Origin of the sequence: Candidatus Regiella endosymbiont of Tuberolachnus salignus, assembly GCF_964020115.1 — a bacterium.
Taxonomy (GTDB): Bacteria; Pseudomonadota; Gammaproteobacteria; order Enterobacterales; family Enterobacteriaceae; genus Regiella; species Regiella insecticola.
This window is the reverse complement of the sequence record NZ_OZ026542.1, coordinates 2,877,349-2,899,572: the sequence shown is the minus strand read 5'-3', so window position 1 is coordinate 2,899,572 and position 22,224 is coordinate 2,877,349. Positions and strand designations below refer to the sequence as shown.

Annotated in this window: 15 protein-coding genes and 2 pseudogenes; 12 read left to right on the top strand and 5 right to left on the bottom strand. The window is 43.7% G+C overall.

The genetic code is table 11. The features are described from left to right. Window positions 1-104: 104 nt before the first annotated feature. Window positions 105-863 (top strand): KilA-N domain-containing protein, encoded by a 759-nt coding sequence (locus tag AACL30_RS14415; RefSeq protein ID WP_339057092.1) that lies wholly within the window; start codon window positions 105-107, stop codon window positions 861-863. Window positions 864-1,274: 411 nt separating this feature from the next. Here AACL30_RS14415 and AACL30_RS14410 read toward each other — a convergent pair. Further along, window positions 1,275-2,172: pseudogene (locus tag AACL30_RS14410) on the bottom strand (IS5 family transposase). A 353-nt stretch (window positions 2,173-2,525) separates the two neighbouring features. Between AACL30_RS14410 and AACL30_RS14405 the strand changes: the two are divergent. Next, window positions 2,526-3,209 carry a helix-turn-helix transcriptional regulator gene (locus tag AACL30_RS14405; RefSeq protein ID WP_339058224.1) on the top strand — a complete coding sequence of 228 codons (684 nt, stop codon included), beginning with the start codon at window positions 2,526-2,528 and terminating at the stop codon, window positions 3,207-3,209. A gap of 65 nt (window positions 3,210-3,274) precedes the next feature. Here the strand turns inward: AACL30_RS14405 and AACL30_RS14400 are convergent. Further along, a pseudogene (locus AACL30_RS14400) lies at window positions 3,275-3,703 on the bottom strand (GNAT family N-acetyltransferase). A 510-nt stretch (window positions 3,704-4,213) separates the two neighbouring features. Between AACL30_RS14400 and AACL30_RS14395 the strand changes: the two are divergent. The 6 genes from AACL30_RS14395 (at window position 4,214) to AACL30_RS14370 (ending at window position 10,416) form a co-directional block, all read left to right on the top strand. Beyond that, a complete protein-coding gene (locus AACL30_RS14395; protein ID WP_339057091.1) occupies window positions 4,214-4,411 on the top strand; it encodes a TraY domain-containing protein in 198 nt (65 codons plus the stop codon). A 275-nt stretch (window positions 4,412-4,686) separates the two neighbouring features. Further along, window positions 4,687-5,450, top strand: a protein-coding gene (locus AACL30_RS14390; RefSeq protein WP_422389587.1) for an IS5 family transposase whose coding sequence is annotated in 2 segments (ribosomal slippage) — window positions 4,687-5,047 and window positions 5,047-5,450 — 765 coding nt in all. Because the reading frame shifts where the segments join, the coding sequence is not laid out codon by codon here. A gap of 535 nt (window positions 5,451-5,985) precedes the next feature. Next, window positions 5,986-8,454 (top strand): autotransporter domain-containing protein, encoded by a 2,469-nt coding sequence (locus tag AACL30_RS14385; protein ID WP_339057090.1) that lies wholly within the window; start codon window positions 5,986-5,988, stop codon window positions 8,452-8,454. Further along, window positions 8,451-8,792, top strand: a complete 342-nt coding sequence (locus AACL30_RS14380) for a hypothetical protein (RefSeq protein ID WP_339057089.1) — start codon at window positions 8,451-8,453, stop codon at window positions 8,790-8,792. Before AACL30_RS14385 ends, AACL30_RS14380 begins: the two co-directional genes overlap by 4 nt. A 152-nt stretch (window positions 8,793-8,944) precedes the next feature. Further along, window positions 8,945-9,067, top strand: coding sequence for a hypothetical protein (locus tag AACL30_RS14375; RefSeq protein WP_339057088.1), 123 nt, complete (start codon window positions 8,945-8,947; stop codon window positions 9,065-9,067). 380 nt (window positions 9,068-9,447) lie between these two features. Beyond that, window positions 9,448-10,416 carry a hypothetical protein gene (locus tag AACL30_RS14370; protein WP_339057087.1) on the top strand — a complete coding sequence of 323 codons (969 nt, stop codon included), beginning with the start codon at window positions 9,448-9,450 and terminating at the stop codon, window positions 10,414-10,416. A 51-nt stretch (window positions 10,417-10,467) separates the two neighbouring features. Here AACL30_RS14370 and AACL30_RS14365 read toward each other — a convergent pair whose 3' ends face one another. Next, entirely contained in the window at window positions 10,468-10,881 is a 414-nt protein-coding gene (locus AACL30_RS14365; RefSeq protein ID WP_339057086.1) for a hypothetical protein, read from the bottom strand. A 344-nt stretch (window positions 10,882-11,225) separates the two neighbouring features. On the opposite strand from AACL30_RS14365, the gene AACL30_RS14360 reads away from it, so the two are divergent. Continuing rightward, on the top strand, window positions 11,226-13,001 hold the full coding sequence (locus tag AACL30_RS14360) for a hypothetical protein (RefSeq protein ID WP_339057085.1): 1,776 nt from the start codon (window positions 11,226-11,228) through the stop codon (window positions 12,999-13,001). Here AACL30_RS14360 and AACL30_RS14355 read toward each other — a convergent pair. Further along, window positions 12,988-13,751, bottom strand: a protein-coding gene (locus AACL30_RS14355) for an IS5 family transposase (protein ID WP_422389587.1) whose coding sequence is annotated in 2 segments (ribosomal slippage) — window positions 12,988-13,391 and window positions 13,391-13,751 — 765 coding nt in all. Because the reading frame shifts where the segments join, the coding sequence is not laid out codon by codon here. The two genes, AACL30_RS14360 and AACL30_RS14355, sit on opposite strands and share 14 nt — an antisense overlap. Before the next feature lie 281 nt (window positions 13,752-14,032). Between AACL30_RS14355 and AACL30_RS14350 the strand changes: the two genes are divergently transcribed. After that, window positions 14,033-17,047, top strand: a complete 3,015-nt coding sequence (locus AACL30_RS14350; protein ID WP_339057084.1) for an ankyrin repeat domain-containing protein — start codon at window positions 14,033-14,035, stop codon at window positions 17,045-17,047. Between the two features lie 39 nt (window positions 17,048-17,086). Here the strand turns inward: AACL30_RS14350 and AACL30_RS14345 are convergent, their stop codons facing one another. Beyond that, window positions 17,087-17,233 (bottom strand): hypothetical protein, encoded by a 147-nt coding sequence (locus AACL30_RS14345; protein ID WP_339057083.1) that lies wholly within the window; start codon window positions 17,231-17,233, stop codon window positions 17,087-17,089. On the opposite strand from AACL30_RS14345, the gene AACL30_RS14340 reads away from it, so the two are divergent. Together AACL30_RS14340 and AACL30_RS14335 are read left to right on the top strand one after the other, a co-directional pair. Beyond that, window positions 17,226-19,289: a toxin TcdB middle/C-terminal domain-containing protein gene (locus tag AACL30_RS14340; protein ID WP_339057082.1), complete on the top strand. Its 2,064-nt coding sequence runs from the start codon at window positions 17,226-17,228 to the stop codon at window positions 19,287-19,289. The two genes, AACL30_RS14345 and AACL30_RS14340, sit on opposite strands and share 8 nt — an antisense overlap. Further along, window positions 19,286-22,195: an RHS repeat-associated core domain-containing protein gene (locus AACL30_RS14335; protein WP_339057081.1), complete on the top strand. Its 2,910-nt coding sequence runs from the start codon at window positions 19,286-19,288 to the stop codon at window positions 22,193-22,195. The genes AACL30_RS14340 and AACL30_RS14335 overlap by 4 nt, the downstream gene beginning before the upstream one ends. Window positions 22,196-22,224: the final 29 nt, after the last annotated feature.

Genomic DNA, 22,224 nt, shown 5'->3' with positions numbered 1-22,224 from the left:
CCTACGCCAGTACGCGGTTTTTTTTACGCCTGTTGATTCAAGTAGACCATTACTTAAACACACTCAATCCTTTCACGATAGGCAATAATCAAGGAGAGTTCACTATGCCTAAAGAAAATCTTCCCATCGTGGCCGGCATCACTGTCACCACCGATGCAATCGACCGTTTTAACCTTAATGCCATTCACAAAGCGAGTGGCGAAGGTGAACATAAACGGCCATCCAAATGGCTCGCCACCGCTCAATCTCAAGAACTGATAACAGAACTGGAGGCAAGTTTGTTGAAAAATAGTCAAAGCCCGAATTCGGGCTTTGCTCATAACGTCATCGAAGTAAAACATGGCGGGAAAAATCCAGGTACCTATGCCCATGAAATCCTCGCAGTCGAATATGCCGGCTGGATTCGACCTGATTTCCGTATTAGGGTTAATCAGACGTTTATTGATTACCGCCGTGGAAAACTCACGAAAGAGACGCCAAAAAGACAGCCACACCGTGATGAGGGCAGCGGATTACCGGAATTTCGGAAGGCCAAAGCGATGCAGATGGCGATGGAAGTAGCAGAAAAAACCTTTGCCTGGGCAACTTTACTTTCTCCACTATCCCGACAAGGGGTTATTGCTGGACTGATCAACCCATTAGCCGGGTGTGAGGTCGTTCCCCTGCCGCTACTTGTTGAAAAACTGTATACCGCAAGTGAAATTGGCAAATTGTTTGATGTCTCAGCGAATAAAATTGGGCGGATTGCAAATGACAATAACATGAAAAGCGAGCAATACGGGCAGTATCATCTGGATAAATCTCGGCACATCATTACAAAAGAAGGGGAGTGCGTTTCGGGCATCCCCGAAACTCAGTGTTGAACAAATTTCGCTTGGACAGCGGCTTCTCACCGAGGGAAATTCTGTGAGAGCGGCTGCTTGTATCTTAAATGGCCATCATGCCACGCTATATCGTGCAATCAGAGTATCTCTATCTTCTAAAAAAGATAACTGATGACATTGACTCTGACAATCTGCTGACATCAACTTAGAAAAGTCACAATGGTTGACGTCATGATTAGGCAACAAGTCAAACGTTACCTCTAAACTCCCCAAAGGCGGCGTAGGAGGCTTTGTCACTAGCGCGGGCGGATTGGGAGTACTCTCTGTAGAAGGTAGAGTCTTCATATTCTGCTTTAGCTAATCTGTAGTAGGTATGGAAGCCCTGAAAAACCGATAATGAATGCTATATTTTGAGCTAATAGCGTTACATTTTTCAGTATCAAGGGTCAATTAGGGGCGACAAAACAAAATTTTTCTAGCGAGAAAGAGATTGGTCAAAGCAAATAAGCTGAATAATTGCGCCGTATTTTTAGCTAAGCCTTTGTAACGCACTTTTCTAAAGTTGAACTGGCATTTTAATACACGGAAGGGGTGTTCTACTTTAGCCCGGATTTTCGCGTTGAGACTTTGCTGATGCCGATGTTTTTCCCATACCTGCTGCTCCTGCCCGGGCAAGGGCAATACCCTCCGTCGGGGGATGTGCCAAGTGACCTGGCTAACCGGCATCACCATGAACAACCTCTTCTTGGCCGTGAAGAAGGTGATGAACTTGCGTCACATCGGCTACATTCGCCGAGGTTCCCACCAGGGAATGCACCAGACCCGTCTGTGCATCCACACCAATATGCGCTTTCATACCAAAGTAACACTGATTGCCTTTACGGGTGGCTTTCATTTCAGGATCGCGGCCATTTTGCCGGTTTTGAGTTGAACTGGGTGCATGAATGATCGTAGCATCAACAATACTACCCCGTTTGATAAACAGCCCACACGAAGCTAAATGCGCATTGACCTCTTCAAACAATGATTCGCTTAAATGATGTTTTTCCAGCCAGTGTCGAAAATGCAGAATGGTGGGATCGGAGGGAATCGCATCGACGGAGACACCGGTAAATTGACGTAGTAAGGGGATGTCATATAACGCTTCTTCCATCGATAAATCAGCATAATTAAACCCATTCTGTAAAAAATAAATCCGCAGCATCACTTCTAACGGTTTCGCCGGTCTGCCGCCTTTAGAGCTTGCCTTCGGATAATGACGACTGAGTTTGGCCAGAATCTTTTCCCAGGGAACTATCCTATTCATTTGCGCTAAAAAGTCGGCTCTTCTCGTCGATTTCGTTTTCATTTCACTATTAACCTAAAAAAATTATTGCTAACAGAATAGACTACTTTTAGCGGTTCTTCAGGGTTTCCATAACAGTGTCCTATGAAGCCAGTTTTCAAAAAAATTGTGTTCATAGGTGAAACGATCACCCACATCAAAACCAAAATCATCCAGTGTTACCAAATGGGGATCATCCGAAAAACCTATTCCACCTTCGTAGGCTATTCCGTAGTCTTTGCCATTATGATGAAGATGATCATCATCCCAAATTTGATAGAATTCTATTTATATTAAAAGATAATAAGTTAGTGTTGATATAGAAATAATAATTTTACTTATTACTAAAATTAAATATGGATGCAATTTTGAAAAAAATGCCAGAAATTTCCACAGAACAGCTCAATTCTCTTATTTTTTCTATAGATAGTTTTAATGAAGCTTGGGGAATAAAAAATTTACAATCACAGCATCTGCACATGAATCAGGCTGCCTTAAATTTCACAGGTATACCCTCTAACTTTAATATTGAAGGGAAATTGGATCATGAATGTCCTGTCCCCTGGGCGGAATTAGCGCCAGAATTACAAGACCACGATAGACGTGCTGAAAAGACTGGAAGAAGTGTCAGTATTATTGAAACCCATTTTTGGAATAATGGAGAATCCATTCAGCCTTATTTTTGTGAAAAATTTCCAGTCTACAATAAAGATAAACAGTGCGTAGCGACGGTTTGGCATGCCAGGAAATTTAACTTTTTATCTCCATTGGAATTTATTGATAAACGTTCTCCATCTGTATTAATACTAGAACCTCCTAATGATCTATTTACAAAATCAGAATTGAGGTTAATTTTTTTTGCAGTAAATAGATTATGCTGCAAGGAAATAGCCAAAAAACTTGAACTATCTCATCGGACAGTAGAAAATCGACTGCTCATCATATATCAAAAAGTAGGAGTTAATTCATTACATCAATTTATAGCATATTGCAAACATACCGGTTTTGATAAATACATTCCTGCTGAACTTATTTCTAAAGGTGTTCTCTTCATTTCATGAAGCGTTCAAAAAACGGCGAGACCATGAGGTAGTTCATCACCATTAATTTGACTAAATATATTGTATTATGCTGTGGGTGTTAGCTGAGGTGGTAGTTTTTTGGATAAAAAATAGCGGGTATATTTGTGCACAAAACCTGATAGTTCCCCGTACTCACGGTATCCCCGTTTGTGATAAAACCCCTGCGCTTGGAAGCTAAAAGTGTCGACATAAGCAAAATGACAACCACGATTGGCGGCTTCTTTCTCTGCTTTCTCCATTAATTGCTTACCAAAACCCTTCTTACGGTGGTGTTTATCTACCCATAGATACTGGATTTCAAGACCTCCCTACCACGTTCTAGCTATTAATCCGGCGATAATTTTACCTTTATCGCTTTTCCTCGTGACAACTAAAGACCGAATGTCTACGGCATTATACTGCGCGTTATGCTCCCAGAGTTGATCTATGATAAATTTTTCTTCCTGTTCATTAGGTTTGTCACTAAAACACATATTTACCTCTTAATTGTAATGAGACTATTTTCGTCAATAACCGGTATTCGGAATAATCCTAACTGGCAATCATCGAAATTTTGATCAGAACTATTCAGGTCTTTTTGCTCGATCATATAAAAAATTATTAATATAAGTATAAAATTTTTACACTATACGATAATAGTATTTTTTGCCAAAAGAAGCTTGTTAATACACAGATAGTTAAATGTTTTTCATTATGAATGATGAAATATTGAGAATAGGAACATTATTTATTTTATATTTTAGCAAGAGTAAAATTCACTCTAATAATAATGTATGTAAGTAGTACTGTTGTATCACAGCAGGGTATGAGTAAATCATAATTATGGCTTACTTAATTAAACACTATTAATTGTGTGTAAATAATGAAGGCCAGAGATGAAATACTAAAAAATAATTTTTATGAAATTTTATATCTGTTAATAATGGAATCGGCATGTATAAATATAAACTAAAAATACATGAGTGAACTTTAAGGATGGGAGAGTGAAAGTAAATATTGAGGCAACCGAGACAGGGACAATGGTCACTGTTAAAATATCAGCCACCGCAAATAGTTTATTAACTATCAGCGCACTTAAATCTAAAAGAAGCAAAAAATGTGAATCTGAATTGAGGCTAGAAGATCACTTACGAAAATTTTCATCTATATCTGAAATCGGTGTCACAGAAAAAAGAGAGTAGTGATTGAGTGGGGTTGACTGGCTATGACCGATATTAAAGGAGGGCGTCGTGATGAGTAACCGACAAAATAGAGCGAGAAAATGCGCGTTAAAAGATAAAATAGTAGCGGCCACGCGAAATGAAAAGAAAATAAAGAAAGCCAGAAAACCGCTATTTGCTCAGTATAAAATAAAACGCCTTTCCTAAGTAGTGTCGTCACGTAATAAAAAATATATTATCATGTAACAAATAACGACAACTGTTGAGATGATTCAATAATGAAAGATGATTCGGGAATGAATTTAGCCCATCGCCGCCACGATATATCCGATCATGTTTGGAGCCTATTGGAAGCTCATCTCCCGGGGAGAAAAGGCACTTGGGGTGGCATAGCCAGAGATAACAGGCAGTTTATTAATGCTGTTTTCTGGATATTGAGAACCGGCGCTCCCTGGCGTGATTTACCGCCTGATTATGGCGGTTGGAAAAATACTCATCGCCGGTTTTGCCGCTGGCGTGACAAGGGGCTATGGGAGTCTCTGCTCGAAGCGCTGATTGTGGAGCCAGATTTTGAATGGCTGATGATTGATGCCACTCATAGCAAAGTTCACCCTCATGCAGCAGGCGCAAAAGGCGGTAATCAGGATATGGAGCGCACAAAAGGGGGCTCAACAGTAAGATACATCTGGCCGTGGATGCGCATGGTATGCCGGTCAGAATTTTTATTACATCAGGTACCACAGCAGATTGTCAGCAAGCAACGAATTTAACCAAAGGTATTGCAGCAGAATATCTGTTGGCTGACAAGGGCTATGACAGTGATAACATCATTAAAAAAGCAGAAGAAGCCGGCATGCAAATCGTAATACCACCTAAAAAGAATCGTAAAATTCAACGTGAGTACGATAAAGCGCTCTACAAGCATCGACATCTCGTGGAAAATGCTTTTCTGCACCTAAAGCGCTGGCGAGGTATTGCTACTCGTTATGCAAAAAATACCTCCTCTTTTCTCGCTGCTGTACAAATACGATGCCTTGCTCTATGGCTCAAGATCTCATGACGACACTATATAGATGAGATTATTGAATAATTAGCCTTATGAGAAAAATCATAAATTGCTTAAAAATCAGGCGGTATTCATCTAAAACTTTACGTCTATTCTGTTCAACAAAGAGATAATTTCGTTATTGCAGAGTCATTTTCGTTTAAAAACACGCATTTTCTGAACATTAGGTGCAACTTGCCTGTAAAGGCTAAATCCCCTCCATCACGGTTATTCAGTACGCAAATAGCTTCACTATTGTTGCGCACACGCTGACAGAACAAAACGTGGAGGATCCCTCTCAGGCAGAGCCTCTGCTCTAAATATAGAAGAGCCAGTCACTCAGGTAACTGCTGATGGGGCTTATGATGGCAGCCCTACTTATAAGACGTTGACTAAACGCAATAGCGAATTGCTATTCCCCTACGAGCCACTGCAGTAGCCAGTAGCACGATAGGGTCACCGACCCAACGCGATCATACTTTTCGGTTCATCACTTATGAAAATTTCTAAAATGACAATCAATTTCTGTAATGCAAAAAAGAATTATTTAATGTGTTTGTTATTTTTTTTCGGAGCACCGCTGCTGGCTTTTTCTGAGGTAATTGAAAAGAGAAATTTAGAGACGTTAGAAGATGATAATTTGAAGCAATCTTTAGTACGTGCATTATCTGCTGATGGAAAAATAGCGGGCGGATATGCTGATAATGGTTCAGGTCTGTTCAACGCGGTTATTTGGTCTGGCGATAAATGGGGAACTAAAACCGTTTTAAGGACGTTAAAAAGTGATGATTCTGGTTTTTTTTCAGTACGTGCATTATCTGCTGATGGAAAAATAGCGGGCGGATATGCTGATAATGATTCAGGTCTGCGCAACGCGGTTATTTGGTCTGGTGATAACTGGGGGACTAAAACCGTTTTAGGGACGTTAAAAAGTGATAATTCGGAGGAATCTTTCGTACTAGCATTATCTGCTGATGGAAAAATAGCGGGCGGAGCTGCTGATAGTAATTCAGGTTTTTTCAACGCGGTTATTTGGTCTGGCGATAAATGGGGAACTAGAACCGGTTTAGGGACGTTAAAAAGTGATAATTCGGGGTATTCTTCAGTATATGCATTATCTGCTGATGGAAAAATGGCGGGCGGATATGTTGATAATGGTTCAGGTGTGCTCAACGCGGTTATTTGGTCTGGTGATAACTGGGGGACTAAAACCGTTTTAGGGACGTTAAAAAGTGATAATTCGGGGAAATCTTTCGTACAAGCATTATCTGCTGATGGAAAAATAGCGGGCGGATATGCTGATAATGATTCAGGTCTGCGCAACGCGGTTATTTGGTCTGGTGATAACTGGGGGACTAAAACCGTTTTAGGGACGTTAAAAAGTGATAATTCGGGGAAATCTTTCGTACAAGCATTATCTGCTGATGGAAAAATAGCGGGCGGATATGCTGATAATGATTCAGGTCTGCGCAACGCGGTTATTTGGTCTGGTGATAACTGGGGGACTAAAACCGTTTTAGGGACGTTAAAAAGTGATAATTCGGAGGAATCTTTCGTACTAGCATTATCTGCTGATGGAAAAATAGCCGCGGGTGTTTCTGATACAGATTCTGGAGTCAAACATGTATTTATATCAAGAATAAGCAGGTCAGTTCCGGCGCCGGTTGAGGCGCCTCAACCGGCTCCAGTAGTGCCCCAGGCGCTTCAACCGGCTCCAGTAGTGCCCCAGGCGCTTCAACCGGCTCCAGTAGTGCCCCAGGCGCTTCAACCGGCTCCAATAGCGCCTCAGGCGCTTCAACTGGCTCCAATAGTGTCTCAGGCGCCTCAACCGGCTCCAGTAGTGCCTCAGGCGCCTCAACCGGCGCCAATAGTGCCTCAGGCGCCTCAACCGGCGCCAATAGCGCCTCAGGCGCCTCAACCGGCGCCAATAGTGCCTCAGGCGCCTCAACCGGCTCCAGTAGTGCCTCAGGCGCCTCAACCGGCTCCAGTAGTGCCTCAGGCGCCTCAACCGGCGCCAATAGTGCCTCAGGCGCCTCAACCGGCGCCAATAGCGCCTCAGGCGCCTCAACCGGCGCCAATAGTGCCTCAGGCGCCTCAACCGGCTCCAGTAGTGCCTCAGGCGCCTCAACCGGCGCCAATAGTGCCTCAGGCGCCTCAACCGGCGCCAATAGCGCCTCAGGCGCCTCAACCGGCGCCAATAGCGCCTCAGGCGCCTCAACCGGCGCCAATAGTGCCTCAGGCGCCTCAACCGGCTCCAGTAGTGCCTCAGGCGCCTCAACCGGCGCCAATAGTGCCTCAGGCGCCTCAACCGGCGCCAATAGTGCCTCAGGCGCCTCAACCGGCTCCAGTAGTGCCTCAGGCGCCTCAACCGGCGCCAATAGTGCCTCAGGCGCCTCAACCGGCGCAAGTAGTGGAATCAAGCGCCTTCCAGGATGTTGTTTCCGTATTTACTATCGATGCGACAAATACTCGCGATACCATTTCTAAATTAGCAACAGATACTTTTTCTGTTATGGCGTTTCAGCAGCAAGCTTTGACGAGGTTGCAGCAGGGGTGTATTTCAGCGCGCGGTGATTGGTGCTGGTCAATTAATACGAATACTTCTCATGTGATGACGAAAGATATTGTTCCCGGGTTTAATTTGGGGTACGGCCTGACAGAGATATTTTCCCTCGGTGGCGTGATTGAACATGCGTTTTCCCGTCCTTTTTCAGATAGTCATGAAATTAATGGTAATAATTTTGGCCTCGGTTTTTATGCTGACTGGCATTTTCCGTTTAGCTTTGGCAAAAGCTATTTGCGTCCGGCGGTTTCGTTCAGTCAGTATGACCTGGATATTGAACGTTCTGTTTTGTCTCACACCGAAGGTGGAAAAGGCAATAGCAAACTGAACGGGTTAGGCGCATCCATTGAAGGGGGGCAAAACTTTATTTTTAGCAATAGAGTTTCACTGGGCTGGCATGCGGGGCTACGTTATAGCCACCTTTCCCTAAATACTTATCAGGAGAAAATGCAGTGAGTTTCCCTGTAGAGTACGATGAGATTAATTATGACAATGCGACCGGTTACATGGGGGCGGATGTCCGAGTTTCTGTTTTACCCTCTCTAATGTGGATGTCGGGCATTGAAATCGCACACACGCTAAAAGACAATGATTTGATATACAACGCGCAAGCCGATGCCATAGGCGCATTTAGTACTAAAGCCGATTTAACCGAAACGCGCAATATGCTAAAAACAGGCGTGACATACACATTACATAAAAACCTTTCTTTATCGGTGCTGACATCGTTAAATCAAACAAATGAAGGTAATAAAAACTGGAATACCACTTTTAGCCTGAATGGACAGTTTTAGTCTAATAAGGTGTTCTACGCCGTACCACCGGAAATTTTGTCACCCCAGCTTAGGGTGTTGTAAGCACAAAATATATACTCAATGAATTTCGAGTTACGGCAAGGCGGCAATCAAGCGAATCCTAGGAGTATACAAGTAGTACATGACAGAGGATGAGTGCGAGCTGCCAACGCCGCCGTAACTTGAAAGGCGAAGGGTATAGACGGGTCAATGCTCGCCTTGGCGATCCGCGTAGCGACTTGGCATTGACGCGACAGAGCGACTTTACCCTTTAGGGGCTCCTTTTTCAGGAGATTTATATGAACGCCCTGCTGCGTAACATCAGTAAATGAGATAGATAAGCTCTTTTTGTTATTTTGGCAATTCGATGTAATTGTCTGGGTTAGAAAAAAAAGTACAAAAACAAAAATAATAGAAATTTATTATATATATTGCTTGCAATATTATGTTAGCGTTATTTTTGTGGTTTTCTCACATGTATTAAGTGGCAATACCATCATGCTATTTAATTGTTTTGATTTTATCTTTTAGCCGGTAATTGTTGAGCATCGCTAGCCAGTAAGACATGTCGGCTCAGTGTGAAATGCTAGACAGGTATAATGATTTACCACCGGTTTTAATTCACTAACGGTATGATTATCATCATGGAGGCAGCATGGAAATAATTTATCGACCACCGGGCAATTATTTTAATACTACCCGGCTAAACCTCAGAAGAATCCGTAGGGTAATTAAAGCAACTTCGCTTCAAGAAGCGACGAAAATGGGATTGTTCGATAAAATTTTTGATAAATTTTTAAGAAACGGAGGCAAAAGAAAGCGCATTATAGAACTGTACCAACAACTGACTGAACCTGATTCTTGCGAGTCAAGTGAAAACACGCCAATAAAAATGGCCTCTAAATTTAATAAATTACGGGAAATAGCCAATGAGGACTATAAACACGATTTTCAAATTGCAATCCATCAAGATATGGAGCAACCAGATCGCTGGTCATATTCTTTTAGCATTGAAAAATATCTAATTTATCAATCTGAACCATTAGATTATCGTTATGAAAATAATTTCAATGAATTATGTGCACTAAAAATAGGTAACGATTTTGAAAATGATTTCGATGAATGTAAAGAACATTTATCACAAGAGAATTTTATTGCGTCACGAATTCAAACAATGTCAGATAATAAGTCAGTGATAGAAAAAATTCACAAAGAACTTGATAACCCTAACTATGCTAAAGATAAACTGTTAGGGCTGTTTGACGCTGAAAATAGTGATGACATATTCTTCGTGCATTTTAAAAGTGATTTACCTGAATTATCGCGTCATGTACTTGAACTATCAAACCGGGGTAACGAAAATGGTGAATTCCGTGGGAGCCTTTTGAAAAAGGCAATACAAGAATCTCACTATAAAAATTTAAGAGAACTGTGCAGTCATGGCTTTATGACTAAAGATGATTCCCTTCTTGTTTATTTTTCTACGCCACACAAATTTAATCTAATAAATTACATCGGTAAGGATAATCTTGGAAACGTCCAGCATATTTTACGTAATAAAAAAGTAGGAAATACTAACCTGTGTGAGTTATTTAAGCTAGATTTGCCAGAGCGGGTCTCTTAGAGACTATTAAGTCTTTTTGAGCTGTGCTCAATGAGAGCACAGAGAATTGAATCAGTAACCGTTTTTTGCTAACGAGTCATTACCAAAAACGAGAAGGGCGTTAATGGGCTCGGTATTATTTTCTGGGCTCCTGAGCCATTGAATCAAGTTAACCTGTTGGTCACTCTTTTGGGCACATTCCCTTGGCGTCAGGTTATTGAGTGCAGGAATGGGTTCATTCAGTATCTTACGGTAATGTTGATCTAATGACGCGGTTATCAATTCAGGAAAATCGAGTGGCTCAGCAGGCGGTAAACCTTTTGTCGAATAATTTTCCATCAGGGATGAAATGTTCTCATGGACAGAAAGGGGGTTGCCAATTAAATTATCCAGCAAATTATTGAGATACACTTTTACCGCGTCTGCTCGCTCTACCGAATTGACCGTAGCGATCAAAGCATCGTCAACGAGAGACAACTGACCCAATAGGACTGTCCCAATATCCCTAACAAATCGATCTGTAGTAGCATAGTTAATTTGGCCACTACACTAGCCAGACTCAGACTTGAAAAACAGATTTTGCTAAATCTATACAACCAACTAATGCACAGTAGTTCTCTATAGCCAAACCAGTTTAATTTGATTTAAGTGTTGTCGTCGCTTGCCGTACTATTTTTACTGTCTGCGCTCCTCCGCCTTGAATCAAATTAAACTGATTCGGCTATACGGCTAATACGAAGCAATAAAATTGCTCAAATAGTGAATTTTTCAACAAAGCTGTTAATAATAAATAAAAATTATTTTTATTTATTAAATTTAAGGAAGTGATTATGCCAGCTCAACCCACTGTAGAAATAAATCAACCAGAGGCGATTTCTTCCGATTCTCATTCTCCGATCTATTACACAGGAAAAACAAAATCTGATTTGCATCACTTTAAACATTCAGCCAATTTCCCTAAATTTAAACAAGAATATGAACAAGCTATTCAAAGTATCATTGATTTTTATAAGCAACATGCTCCGAACCAAGGACAAAACAAAATCATATCCGAATGGCTAGGAAATAAAACGACGGTAGAAGATAGGCTCAAGGAATTTAAAACCAGTCTATTTTCAGAAAGCTCAGATGATCGTCTTCGTAGCCTATATCAAGCAAAAAAATCTATAGAGGCAATTGCTCAATCGCTTCAGGAAGAGCGATCTATTTCCACGGCAACAAAAATGGATGAAATTCGGGAACTGGCAGGAAAAATTATGTTGTGTGGTTCAGGTGTACATAGCCACATCATAGGAGCCAAACTCAGTTTAACTGCCCCCTCAGGTGAATTATCGGATAATTTCTCGACATATAAAGACACCATAGCGCATGCAGTAATAACGGAATTTATTAGCCACCATCTTCTCGATACAAGTGGAGGAGTACATATCTTTAATAAGTTCTTGAATCATTTTAGTCAAGCATTAAATTTTACCCCTATTTATGATGAATATTCTGACTTAGCCTTTATTAGCACAGTAGCTCTCGAGTGGTGTCAAAATGCACTACAAGAGGCTCTCGCGCCCTATAGCCTTACTGATAAGCTGGCGACAGATCATTGGAATAACCTTCATAACATTATAGGCGATGCCGCGGAATGGGAGCAGATAAACAATATACTGGCCGGTGTTAAATCGAGCTATAAGCCAATAAACGTTTATGCTTTAATAGAAGAGGCGCCTGACAGCCCAGGAAAATATCGGTTACGACAAGATAAAACCTGGCTACAGGTTGAAATTGCCAAACAACTTTCTCTTTTACCATCACAGATTGCCTGGATAGATTGGACACCTATTGCGGTAGAGGGTCGTAGACTCCAGAGAATAGGCGATCTTTTTTGGCAGGAGATAGACGGTGAATTAAGCCCGCCAACGATTGAAGATCTGGTGAAACATCTGACTCAAGTGGCTTACGAGCAATTAATCGATGGCATTGCACGCGCTAAAGAACAAGATGCTCCCTTGCTAAGCGAGATTGATCCGCAATACTTGCAAGTCACCAACGCCAAAGATCTCGCCTTATTTTTCTCAAAGTTAGGCGCTGAAAGGAGTATTGAGTATGTAAAAGTTAACCTGCTCTGGTTTAATAGATTAGTTTTTAATCCCTTGATAACAACCTTTTTAACCCTGACGCCTGAACGGTTGGCCACTATTCCCACTCATCTATTAAACAAAGCGAACGCTACTCAACTTTCCCAATTTTTCGCAAAATTAGGAGCAGAAAGAGGTATTGAATATGTAAAAACTAACCTGCTCTGGTTTAATGAGCTAAAATTCAATCCCTTGATAACAACGCTTTTAACCCTGCCCCCTGAGCAACTGGCTACCCTTTCCACCGATCTATTGTGTCACCTGAGCAATGAAGAATTGATCTCATTTTTTTTAAAATTAGGCGATAAAAAGCTCATTCGCTATGCGCAAGATCATCCTGATTGGTCGGCAAAATTGACGCTCTCCCTTCAAGCACTGATCAAGGTGCTTTCAACGATGCCTGATAGTGAAGTGGCTAACGTGGATACCAGTTTTTTACATTGGATAAACTTATATAGTGTCGTCATGAGATCTTGAGCCATAGAGCAAGGCATCGTATTTGTACAGCAGCGAGAAAAGAGGAGGTATTTTTTGCATAACGAGTAGCAATACCTCGCCAGCGCTTTAGGTGCAGAAAAGCATTTTCCACGAGATGTCGATGCTTGTAGAGCGCTTTATCGTACTCACGTTGAATTTTACGATTCTTTTTAGGTGGTATTACGATTTGCATGCCGGCTTCTTCTGCTTTTTTAATGATGTTATCACTGTCATAGCCCTTGTCAGCCAACAGATATTCTGCTGCAATACCTTTGGTTAAATTCGTTGCTTGCTGACAATCTGCTGTGGTACCTGATGTAATAAAAATTCTGACCGGCATACCATGCGCATCCACGGCCAGATGTATCTTACTGTTGAGCCCCCTTTTGTGCGCTCCATATCCTGATTACCGCCTTTTGCGCCTGCTGCATGAGGGTGAACTTTGCTATGAGTGGCATCAATCATCAGCCATTCAAAATCTGGCTCCACAATCAGCGCTTCGAGCAGAGACTCCCATAGCCCCTTGTCACGCCAGCGGCAAAACCGGCGATGAGTATTTTTCCAACCGCCATAATCAGGCGGTAAATCACGCCAGGGAGCGCCGGTTCTCAATATCCAGAAAACAGCATTAATAAACTGCCTGTTATCTCTGGCTATGCCACCCCAAGTGCCTTTTCTCCCCGGGAGATGAGCTTCCAATAGGCTCCAAACATGATCGGATATATCGTGGCGGCGATGGGCTAAATTCATTCCCGAATCATCTTTCATTATTGAATCATCTCAACAGTTGTCGTTATTTGTTACATGATAATATATTTTTTATTACGTGACGACACTACTTAGAGGAGATAAAAAATTTTTTCGCCTATTGGGAAGCGAACGCTATCAAGCCCGGCAGTCCGCTGTTAAAAAAACTGTATCAGCGGACACATCGAGAAGTTATTGATGCTGATAAATTCAGCCTCAATAATCTGTGGGGGCTTTTCAAAGGTAGCAAGAGACAGATCTACGCCCATATCATGGGGCAATTATTGAACTATAGCATCGATATTGCAGAAAAATCGCTGATTGAAAACTTACTGAAAGAAAAGCATATCCATCTCAAACAAAGTGATCATGGAGTGGGGGATAACCCCTTGGTGAGGGCACTGGATAAAAACCTAAGCTGGATGATACCTGAGTTATTATCGAAACATAATCTGCAGGCTTATCAAGCGTCATACCAATACAACTTGCTCTATTACCCTATTAAAAACAAAAATTTGACGGCATTGCAGTTGTTACTGAATGCCGGCGCCGATCCGAATAAATATTTAAAATGGGAACCCTCAATTTTACAACAAGCGGTTTTATCAGGAGAGCCCGATTTGGTCGCCCTGCTACTAAAGCATAACGCCCAAGATAACGCCGGCGACGCATTAAAGGCAGCGATACAGCAGGGCAATGTCGAGATGGTAGAGCAACTCGTCGCAGTCGCCCGCCCCATAGATCTTTTAATGCCACTTACCCCATCACTGCTCTCATTAGCCCGCACTGCACCAAACTCAGAAAGAATCATCGACATCCTAGAAAGCCAGATAAATGTAAAACAGCAGCGGTTTGATCAGATAATGTCAGCCAGTGCAGTGAGAGAAATAGCTTATATCCCCTTCAAACCGGTTGGCAGAGTGTATCAAGCTATCCTTGATTCTCTCGAGCGATTACATAACACATTCGATAGTGAACAAATTATCACCGCCTTCATATTGAAAGCCCAAATAGCGGATTATAGTGAAGATTATTTTCATGATGAGAGGCGTGAAGAGGTTTTTCGCGTGTTAGATGCACAACTTGATACCGCCTTGTTTACGCCGGAAACCACAGAGACTAGCATAGAAATCATCACCGATTTTGCCCAAAATAACCTCCCCTTTGCCATTGACCTGTATCAATGGGTCTCCAGTCATGCCCTGCACGCCTCAATGAATTTTTTGCTCGATGAGCTGAAACAACAACAAGATCCTGCTGCCTATTTTAAGGAGATAAAAAACATTTATGGTACCGCCACCCATCTTGCTGACCCATTAGCGGTCACACAGTGGGAGAGCAAATACAGTGGCGCGGCGCGAAATGCGCTGAATCGACAGCTTGAACAAAACCTGGGAGAGAATAATGATGATCCCATCAGTGTCGCGCTAAGACAGGAAGCACAAGGATTGCTATTCGGCTATAGCGATGATGTTCATTATCAGAAAAGCCTGGACTATATTCAACGCTATATGCCTAGCCTCAAAAAAAAGGGCGTTACGACGATTGTTTTGCCGCTGAATGAAGTGGAAGAACAATCCATAAAATCCTACATGAAATCACCTGGGGTGATGAGGGACATCAACAAATTAACCCATGTTAACACCGCGTTGAAACACCTCTGCATTGAAGCCTATCTGCGCGGTATAAAAATTAGGGCACTAATGCCAGAAGACAATCCGCAAAATACCCTTCAGCGCGTGCTATCCGATGACTTCGTGGTGACAGGGTTACAGGAGGTGTTAACCCAATTGCCCCGCAATGAAAAATTTATTGCCCTCTATCCACAACACCGTTTGCTATCACAAAAACTCCAAAACGGCTTCTTACCGGGTATCGCCCGGCGTCTGGGGCTCCCCGCGCTAGCCGTCTCAGGCCATCGATTGTCTCTGCTAAACGACCCGTTACAAAGCGCATCCCCATTCCATTCCGTTGAAGAAATGCCATCCCAGTACGCTTACCACATTGCGGTGGTCGATCCGCATGATACTCATGCGCTCTGGGCGGCGGGTCAATGGTTAAAAGGCGATCCCAAGCGTCGTTATCTTGTTGGTATCGATGGCGCGCATTTCAATCTTTATTCACCGAATGGCCATCCAGCGGATGTGCCGCAAGAGGCGCTGCATAAGTTTAGAACTACCCTCACCGCCCAGCCGGATGCACGCATACAGGTGCTATTTGTCGGTGAAAAATCGCTGTTTTTACCCACGCCAGAGGACGCATCGTCTACAGAAAAATGGAATGGCCAATCATTGGTCGAAACCCGGGAAAAAATAAGTGACTTGATTACGCAACATTTACCCGGCCTACGCACGGAAAATATCCAGGTTATTTTAGGCCAAATCAGTGTGATCACCGATCTTGATGAAAACAACCACCCTCTCCCCCTGCGCACTGAAGTGACGGTTGACTATCTTGCCCCCCTACGCACTTCTGCCGACAACATTATTGTTGATCCCCTGCTTCCGCAGTCACCGCACCGCGTAAGCCCCACAACCGGCCTGCCCGGAGGGCAGGCTGAACACAGTGACGCCATCAAGCTCATTCAGCTTATTGAGAGACAGACGCTGCCGCCCCCTTCAGCCGAAGTGCACATTCAGCCGCCGGCGATAACCTCCGCGGATAAAGCGTTACTCTTAAAGATGGCGACAGTGCAGAAAAAAATCCATCTACAGGCGCTCGCCCGCCACGTCACCACCGTTATTGAACAGATGACACAGCAACTCAATAATAATGTAGAAAAAATCCGCTATCGGTTTAAAAAATTTGTCACCACAACGGAAAGTGAAACCGCGCTCCTTTTTGTTCAAGCCAGACCGACAGCACAGCAAAATCAGCAACAAGCGCCACTGGAAAAACGCCTTACCCCTGATAACGCTATTTTCGTTACTATGCGCGATAAAATGACAGCGCTCGAGCCTGAAATCGCGCATGTCGATGGCGTGTCGACGTTGAATGTCGCCTTTTTAGCGATGCACCTGTTGGCGCGGCAACATGAAGATGAGGCATCGGCGTGGCGAAAATTTGTCACCGTCGCCAATTTGACCCAAATCCTGCATGGCATAGGGCAAGATATGGGGCGTCTGGCTAACTGCATCAAAATAGTCAATGGCGCCGGTGCCAAAGCAGAGGGAATGTTAGGCAAACTGATGGGGGGCGCGGCTTACACCCATGCCGGGAGTGTGGTCAATGTGGCGGTGGATATCATCAATCTTATCGATGCAATCGAAGAGCTGAAACAGATGTCAACGCTACTTTAGATTGACCACTTTTTGCTACTTTAAAATGTCCAGTTTTTGCTAATTTTCCTGTTGGGTTTCTATTCCAGGCGCCTGGATAATATCAGTCGTTTTTATAGGCAACATGCCTGCTTTGCGTTTATTTTTGAGTCGATAGCTTTCTCCTTTAATATTCAATGTTTTACAGACAGACAGTGCATTGCCCACCAGCACCGCCCACAATACCGCATCAAGCTCTGCACCCTCCCTCCACAGCCCTACCCTGCTGAAAAAAACCTGGTATCACACTGGGCAACATAATGGCCAGACCCCTGTCGGCTACGATCGCAGTGATAGTGAGGCGATAACGCTAGCAGCAAGCCAATTTACCCGCCTCCTAGAGGCTACAGGCTATGATCAGCTGATCACTGATCTCGATCCGATCACACAACAAGATATGCAGCGAGCATTGCGAGGCCGAGTTCGCCGTTGTGAAATTTTTAGTTTAGCCAATGAAAAACAAGCCTCTTATCCTTATACCGTCAGTGAAACACGCTATCGCCTACGACAACGACAAGCCAAAAAACAACAGCGTTACGGTGTCACGCTTTGTTTGCCGTTAGAACGGCTGCACTATAATTACGAACGTATGCCGCATGATCCACGTGCTGATCACCGCATTAACCTAAAATGGGACGATTACGGCTACCTGACCCACAGTGTACAAATTCACTATCCAAGGCGCGCCGCGACATCAGCATCGATTGCGTTGCATGATCCCCATTATCGTTATTGGCAAGATAGTTTTGACGCTGGGCAAAATGTATTGCGGATCAAAGAAAATCAGGCACGCTGGCAGCATAGCGCAGGATCTGAAATCTGGCATCTAGGATTACCCTATGAAACCCGCATTGATGCCCTTGAATGGTCGGCAGAAAAAGTGAAACAACGCGCGGATTTGATAGCAGGCTGTGGTTACGAAAGCTTTATTGATAGCGCGGGTATCATGACCGCCACCAGCCCGTTACAACCCACTGAGCCTCGCGTAATAGAAGCGTATCAACGCCATTGTTATATGCATGATCTGTCTCCTAATGAAGACAATGTGCCACCTATTGAACAAACTGACGCCATCATACAAAGCAGCTCCCCACCGGAAGCATTATTCGCCTACAGTGACACCGCCGAACTAGACCCTATCGCCCTCGAAGTTTATGCACCTTACCTAACCAGTGAGCAACGGCAAAACGAATTAAAAAACGCGGGCTATCGTCTCCTTTCTGCTTCTGAATTATTACCGACTGCTTTAGCTGAAAACGTCTGGACGAAGCGTGAAAATTTATGTGAATACAGTCCGCCAACGGTGTTTCGACGCTTAGTTGCCCATCGCGTTAACACCTCTGTGGGAAAAACCCATATAAGCTATGATCAATATTGGTGTTTACCCACCCTTATCACTGACGCATTAAAAAACACCCGCCAAGCAAGCTATGATTATCGCTATTTGTTGCCAATAAAAATTATCGATGCCAACAACAATACTCATGAAGCAGCCTATGACACACTTGGGCGGTTATCTGTCACTACCTTTTATGGTTATCAAGACGGAAAATTAACCGGCTTTGCCCCTCTCACCAAACCTCTCACCAAAGATAATTTAACGCCCTTATCGCTTGAACAAGCTATCGCCAACCCACAACAGGCATTACAAGGCAGAGCAAGGTTACATTTGTATGATCCTTGGGCTTGGTATAGCAGAAGACAACCGGTTCATAGCCTAATGATGTGTGCTGATCGCTATCCAAACGAAACCGACGCACAAATACGCATCCAATTAGTCTATGCCGATGGTTTCGGTCGCCGATTGCAATCTAAGCAAAAAACCAGTGACGGCTCGGCATGGCAAGCGACAGAGCACGGATTGGTTTGCACCCCCGTGGCTCCCGGCAGTCAATCGCAACCGATTAGCGCGCCGACCACCAGCCGCTGGTGGGTCTCGGAACGGCGAGAGTATGATCACAAAGGACTGATTATCCGCAGCTATCAACCCTATTTTCTCAATACACACCGTTATATAAAAGATGAAATATTGCGTGAACTCGGTTTATACCAAACGCATTACTACGACGCGCTTGGACGGATGATAAAAACGCAAAACGCCAAGGGCGATTTTAACCGCACCACTTTTTTCGCTTGGTTTGTGATACAAGAAGATGAAAACGACACCTGGCATGAAATGGCGGCAGAAAACACCGTACAGACAACAGCCGGAGTCACATCATGAATAATGCTCAAAATAGCAATGACAAACCGGCGGTATTTAAAGATACGCCTCAATTAACCGTATTCGACAACAGCGGGCGAGTGGTACGCAGGGTTGATTACTACCGTGCCCAAACGACAGAAACCCTGCGAACCGATATTACTCACACCCATTACGATGCCTTTAAGCGTACCGCCCTGCAACGGGATCCACGTTTGTTCGCCGCTTGGCAGCAAGATGCAAACAGCCCTGCTAACATCCGCACGCATTTTTCTTTAAGTCAGCGCGAATTGGCGCATGATAGCCTCGATGCCGGACAGCAGATCCAATTATTTAATGATCATGGGCAACTGCATTGCAGTTGGGATAGTAACCAAATGAAGCGCCGCATGAGCTATGATCGCCTCGCGCGCCCTGAGGCGATTTTTGAAACCCAATCAGCAATAGCCGGATCCACGACGGCAACAGAAAAATGTGTAGAACGCTTTGTTTATCAAGACCATTGTCAATACAGTCATAAAGCCGATGAATTGAAAAACGCGCAAAATACCAATCAAATCGGCCAACTGATCCGTCATCACGACAGTGCGGGTGTGATAAAACGCGAAAAATTTACCCTCACCGGTCTGCCTAAAAAAGTAGTGCGACAATTTATCACGGCGACAGAATCGCCCTCTTGGCCAGCGATCCACACCGAGCCAAGCCCTTTAGTCGAAACCGAAAGTTATGTTACCGAGCGTAGTTACAATGCTCTGGGTGAGCTCATCGAACAAATCGACGCCAAAGGCCATAAGCAACGGTTTACATACAATAATAGCGGTCAGCTTATCAGCAGCACCCTCACCTTAACCGGTAATACGCTCAGCAAACTGCTGGTCAGCGATCTGGATTACAGCCCTTTTGGTCAACGGATCACTGAAAAAATGGGCAATGGGGTGATCACCCGTTTTGAATTTGAGCCTGAGACCCAACGCCTATTACGAACCTACAGCACACGAACAACAGACAACAAGCGGTTACAAGATCTGCATTATCGTTATGATCCGGTCGGTAATATTATTTCAATCGAAGATCAAGCACAGCTCAATCAATTTCATAACAATCAACAGCTGGTGCCGATACGTCACTATGGTTACGACAGTCACTATCAATTAACACAAGCCAGTGGTCGTGAAAGCAGCGCTAATCAGCGCCAAAATGCCCACTTACCCAATGCGATTCCATTCAACAGTAGCCCGGATAAAGTGAGCAATTATCAACGTCGTTACCACTACGATAGTGCCGGTAATCTTATCCGCTGGCATCACCAAGGCGCCGGATCTTACACCAACAAGCTGATCATCGCTCCTCACAGTAATCGTGCGCTGTTACAAAACGAGCAGGTCAGCATTGAGGCGCAGCAAGTTGATAATCAGTTTGATGCCAACGGCAATGCCAAACAATTGTGCTCACCAAGCTTGAGCGCGCCAACTCTTCATTGGGATCAGCGCAATCAGCTAAAAAAAATCACCTTACTGGCACGTAAAGAGCAGGCCGATGATGAAGAAATTTATCATTATGACAGTGCGGGGCAGAGGGTGAGTAAAATACATTCTTATCATCAAAGCAGCACGATCACTCACACCGATAAAGTGCGTTACTTGCCGGGCATTGAACTGAGAACACACAGTGCTAACAGCATACAACAAGTATTGCAGGTACTGACGTTATCCGCAGGAGAGCGTCAAATCAGATTGTTGCATTGGGAAAATGATAAAAATAAAACCGATCAACTACGTTATAGCCTCAGTGATCAACTCAATTCAAGCACGCTGGAATTAGATGAGAACGCACAACTGCTGACACGTGAAGAATATTATCCCTATGGCGGCACGGCGTTATGGGCAGCAAAAAATGACATCGAAGCGAAATATAAATTTGTACGTTACTCGGGTAAAGAACGTGATACCAGTGGACTTTACTACCATGGACGCCGTTATTATGCGCCTTGGCTAGGACGTTGGATTAATCCTGATCCGGCAGGAACCATTGACGGACTCAATTTATATCGCATGGCAAGCAATAATCCTATCCGTTATCGTGATCCTTCCGGTTTAAATACTAACAACGCTGTCCAAGAGATAAGCAAAGATTATTCCATTATCAACACTGGCACCGCCAATATGACGACAGCCAAAAGGGATAAAATTATTAACGCTTATCACGGAGCAAATCAGGTGGTGCAGAACGCACTCAATACCTTAAATGATGCCAGCCGAGAAAGCAGAGTGAATGCGGTATTTAACAGTTTTTTTGGCGCGCGCAGTAATCAGCAGCATGACAGTATAAAACAAGATTTAATTAAAAAATTAACCCCTCTCGGTAATATTAATATTACGACGGCACAGAATAACGCGGTAGAAATTGCTTCGAAGACCCGCTTCTTTGGCCTACAGAGAAATAATGATCATGTTGTTGCTATCGTACATGCTGATGATATAAAAGATAAAACCCATCGAATTTTTTTCAACCAATCCTTTTTTACCCGAACCAAGATTGACGCCAGTTCGACGATTATTCATGAAAATAGTCACTTAGTTTTAAAGACGCATGACTATTTTTACAACGCCGCCGCGGATCAAGGCGCACCTGATCTGAAGCCCGCGTTACAAAACCACTCAGTCACCCCAACCATTCAACAATGGGCAGAGGATATTAAATCACAAGGCCCTGCCATTACAGGAAACGGCGCGGCAAGATTTATCGCCCTCGCGCTTCCAGTGGGGCAAAATCCCGCAACCTACTCATTAGCCGACGCCATTGGGCGCTTTAAGAACGATTTTGATTTTAGACGCTTTATACATCTGAATAACGCGGAAAGCATAGCGCTCTTAGCGATGTCGCTAGCACCTGATCTTACATCGTATTTTTATCCCCTTCGCCCTTGAAGCCGCCGAGTTGTTGGCGGCGAGCCCTC